The following is a 4014-nucleotide window of genomic DNA, read 5'->3' as shown; positions in this document are numbered from 1 at the left end:
TGAGCAGGCCGTTGATGGTGATCTGCGCACAGGGCTTCGCACCGGGCTGCGACTGGGCCAGTTCCGCGAAGGTTTTGTACTACGCGCCTCCGAACATCCAGCAGCCCAAGTTTCGATGGATCAGCGGCGGTGCCGCCTTGGCCATCGTGGTGTGGATTCTCGCATCGGTAATCTTCGGTTTCTACGTCGCGAACTTCAGTAGTTACAACAAAACCTACGGCTCCCTCGCCGGTGCGATCGTGTTCCTGTTGTGGCTGTGGATCACCAACCTGGCCTTGCTGTTCGGCGCAGAGCTCGATTCCGAACTCGAACGTGGACGAGAATTGCGTCAGGCACACAACTTCGAGGGCCACGCCGAAGGATCGGATGGTGTCTGCACTGACGTCGATACCCCGAAACGCAAGGAAATGCCGATCGGCGGCCCAACGCACGCTATGGGAAATACCAAGCACATCGTCACGGCCGCGTCACTCGGTGCCGCTGCCGTTGCGGTGATCATCGCTGCCGGTAAGCGGCCTGAGCGGAGAGGCGGTCGATGAACGTGGTCTCGCAGGTCCGTGGTTCGCCGCTCTCACGGGCCAGGGCTTGCGCCACGGCACTGTAGCGAGCATGTTTCCCGTCCTTCTGACTTCGTCATCGACGGTTCAACCCTGACACGAGGCTTGCGGCCTCCTTCGAGATGATTGCAGCGTCCGCTTGCCCGGTATACGTGCGTTGCCCACCAGGCAGTCGCGTACGGCAAACTCGGGTTGCCCTCGCTCGACTGCCCTGGTTTCGGTGCGAATCAGAGGTCTGCCATTGAGTGTCATCCGAAAATTACGGTTCCCGCTGGGATCGGCGTCGGCTCGGCGGGGCAGAACTGCTCGTGCGGAAGATGCGCAGAATGAGCGCTACATGCTCACCCGGCTGATGTGCGGTGAGCGCGGTCAGCTCGTCCGACAGTGCTGCGAGTTCGCGGGCTCGGGTCGGCGCGAGGGCGCGCAGGTGGTCGGCGTCGGTGGCGTAGAGAGACACGGGTGTGAGGGGGTGTAAGGAGTAGCCGAGCGATTGGGCGCGTATCCAGAACTCTTCGGCGCGTGCTCCGCTGCGGATGTAGTCTGCGGCGGCGGTTCCCTGCTGAGTGATGACGGCGACGGCGTCGCTGGAGGCCAGGCGGGTGCGGGTCTGTGCTCGGAGCGCTTGCCCGGCATCCCAGTTGTTCAGTTGTTCCATCACGTCGGGGCGGCGGAGGAGTTCGAGGGCGGCGAGTTCTGAAGTAGGGATACCCAAGCTGGAAACCTCGATACCACTGGCGAGGTCGCGCGAATGTGGCCAGCGTAGCTCGGAGATCATCTCTCGATGCAGAGTGTCGGTGAGGAATCGGATGCGGTCGGTGGCACTGATGTTCTCGGCCAACCGTGTGATCGTCTCCCCGTCCTGGATCAGGTGGACTGCGACGGTCGGGGAGGACAGACGCGCCGCCAGGTGTGCGAGGTCCGTCGGATCGCACGGCGGCAGGCCGGGATCGGGCAGAGCGCGGTGTGTGCTGCGATGGAGCATCCCGGGTAGTTGGTCGGTGAGCGAGATGTCGGTGCCGGCAGTGAACTTGATCCGCGCGGAGGTCGCCTTACCGTCGCCGATGATGACGGTGTCGCCGAGGATATGTCGGTGTGCCGCGGCGACGCGAGCGTTGTGCAGTGCGGCACCGAGCGCGACGAAACTTCCGCGGTACTCGATATCCACACTCGACGAGCGGGTTTCGTCGAGACGCAGAGTCAGCGCAGTCTCGTCCGTGTGAATGATCCACGGTTGCGAGTTACCTCCCGACGGAGCGCGTGCGGCAGCGAAAGCGACGGCTTCGGTATCGGGGAGCGCGTCGTACTGTGCTCGCAGATCGATCGGACGCGAACCGTTTGTCGCCGGTGAGGCGATCGAGTCGGAGGGAATGTGTGGGTCGGTCAGTTGATCGAGGTGCTGACCGATATCGATGCGCACCCTCCCCGAGGGAAGAGCCTCACCGAGACCGAACCGGCGGATCGCGGCGACCACAGACGCCCCGCCCAGCAAAACGTCCCCGCCGAGTTGAGGCCAGGTGGCCACGGTGGTGCCCACTTCCAGGACCGAGGCGGCCATGCGGGCCGAAATCTCGGCCCCCTGCAGGATGCGTAAGCCGAAGGGAATTTTTTCTTGCACGCTCAGCCCGGATACGGTGGCAGCGTCGAGATCTCCGACCAGCCCGTGAAAGAGTGGCCTGGCGGGTTCGAGGTCGAATCGTTCGACGTCGAAGAGACCGCGGTCGCTGGTTTCCATGATGACCGGGATGCCCCGCTGCCTCGCCCGGTCGCGAACGAGGACCTTCACATCGAAGGAGTCGCACTCTTCGATCACCAGGTCCAGTCCGGCGAGGAAGTCGTCGATGCTCGCTTCGTCGACACCTTCGGTCCAGGCGTCGACGGGCAGGTACGGGTCCAGTTCGGCGATGCGTTGTCGAGCCAGAGTTGCCTTGTTGACGCCGAGATCGAGGACTGTGGCCGAAAGCCGGTTAAGGTTGGACAGGTCTAGGTCGTCGAAGTCCGCCAGACGGAGGTAGCCGACGACGCCTTCGAGAGCAAGAGCATGGGCGATGGCGCTGCCGACGCTGAGTCCGACGATCCCGATGCGCAGCCGTGAGAGTGCGCGTTGTTCCTCGCTGGTGATCTTGTTGCGGTTGCGATCGAGCCGCAGACGACGAAACCCGCTGGGGCCGAGCAGACGGACCAAGGTATGGCGCCACGGGTAGTAAATCCAGTGCGAGGGTTCGGCGATCTCGTCGGCGTCGGACTCTGGGCGGAGATCGAGCAGCGACTGTCGTTGCTCGGCCAGTGTGTCGAGAACCCTTGCTCCGGAGGTGCGCAGTGCGCTCACCCGCTGCATCTGCGCCGGGTCGGATTCGTCGAAAAGTTCCACCCGCCGCTCCGTTGTCTCGTTCATTGCCGAGGCTTGGTCTGTACCGGAGAAGTCCTGCATCACGATCCCTTCCGCTTCTCAGTTGCGCGGCGGGCCTTGATCACTCGTCCGTCCCCTCCATCCAAGCACTCCTTGCGCCAGGTGTTGCTCACCAGGGTGGGGTGACGACGCAGCGGCGGGTGTCGGGAGGCTCGAGCCGGCATGTCAGCGGACAATCAGCGAGCGCGGACCCGCCTGGGTGGTACGCGCGGTATTCCGGCTGCCAACGGCGCAGGTCCGGACTTCTTCAACAAAGGGGAAATGTGATGACAGTGATCACCGAATACACACGCGGCAGCGTCGAGGCGAGTCATGCTGCTGTCGAGGTGCCCGGCACCGACGGTGTCCGATTGGTCCTCTCGTATCCCGCGACGGACGACTATCTGTGGGACGAATACTTGTCCGGTGCGTGGGAGTCCTACAGGCGTCACGGAGCGCAAGCAGCCTTGGATGTGCCGGCAGTGCGAGACGGTGTTTCGACCTCACTGTTCTACGCTCTCGTCGACGGCGACGGGGTGGTCGTGGGCGGGGTACGCGCACAGGGACCATACGTCTGCGCTAGTCAGTCCCATGCGATGGTCGAATGGACGGGTAACCGCGCCCTGGACGCTGTTCGAGAGACAATCGCTGCCCGAATCCCCGAGGGGGTGGTGGAAATGAAATCGGCGTGGGTATCCCCCGGGTCGCGATACGCCGGGAAGTTGTCTGCTGCACTGGCGAGGGTGGCGTTGCCGACGATGGAGCGACTGCAGTCTCGTTTCGTGCTGGCCACTGCCGCTGACCACGTGCTGAGCAGGTGGGAATCCTCCGGAGGCAGGGTCGATGTACGGATACCGGCGGCCGCGTATCCCGATGCGCGTTATCGCACTCGCATGATGTGGTGGGATCGTCGATCGCTGCGTGCCGACGCTGATCCTGCGGTGTGGCCACTGATGTGGTCCGAGCACCGGACACTGTGCCCGATCACGACGAAAAACACAGTGCACGAGCAAACGACCCGTGTTCACAGCGCCGCCGTGATTTCGCTAGTGAACAGGGTCGGTCGCTGAT

3 protein-coding genes are annotated in these 4014 nt (G+C 63.6%); 2 read left to right on the top strand and 1 reads right to left on the bottom strand.

All coding sequences use genetic code 11. From position 1 onward, the window contains the following. Nucleotides 1-539: YihY/virulence factor BrkB family protein (locus ABT116_RS40580; protein WP_351645082.1), on the top strand; the 539-nt coding region annotated here is incomplete at its 5' end. A gap of 277 nt (nt 540-816) precedes the next feature. Here the strand turns inward: ABT116_RS40580 and ABT116_RS40575 are convergent. Continuing rightward, the gene (locus ABT116_RS40575; RefSeq protein ID WP_085989964.1) at nt 817-2985 is read right to left on the bottom strand and encodes an Rv1355c family protein; all 2169 of its coding nucleotides are present in this window, start codon (nt 2983-2985) and stop codon (nt 817-819) included. Between the two features lie 245 nt (nt 2986-3230). Here ABT116_RS40575 and ABT116_RS40570 point away from each other — a divergent pair, with 245 nt between their 5' ends. Then, nucleotides 3231-4013, top strand: a complete 783-nt coding sequence (locus ABT116_RS40570; RefSeq protein WP_073513797.1) for a hypothetical protein — start codon at nt 3231-3233, stop codon at nt 4011-4013. The last annotated feature ends 1 nt before the right edge of the window (nt 4014 follow it).

This window comes from Streptomyces sp. NPDC002130, from assembly GCF_040296465.1.
In the GTDB taxonomy this organism is placed as follows: Bacteria; Actinomycetota; Actinomycetes; order Streptomycetales; family Streptomycetaceae; genus Streptomyces.
Note: the sequence above shows the minus strand (reverse complement) of the source record. Positions and strands in the feature narration are given on the sequence as shown.

Bases quoted from the DNA above. Each gene is read 5' to 3' on its own strand.
- ABT116_RS40570 (WP_073513797.1), top strand. From the start codon at position 3,231: ATGACAGTGATCACCGAATACACACGCGGCAGCGTCGAGGCGAGTCAT.
- ABT116_RS40575 (WP_085989964.1), bottom strand. From the start codon at position 2,985: ATGCAGGACTTCTCCGGTACAGACCAAGCCTCGGCAATGAACGAGACA.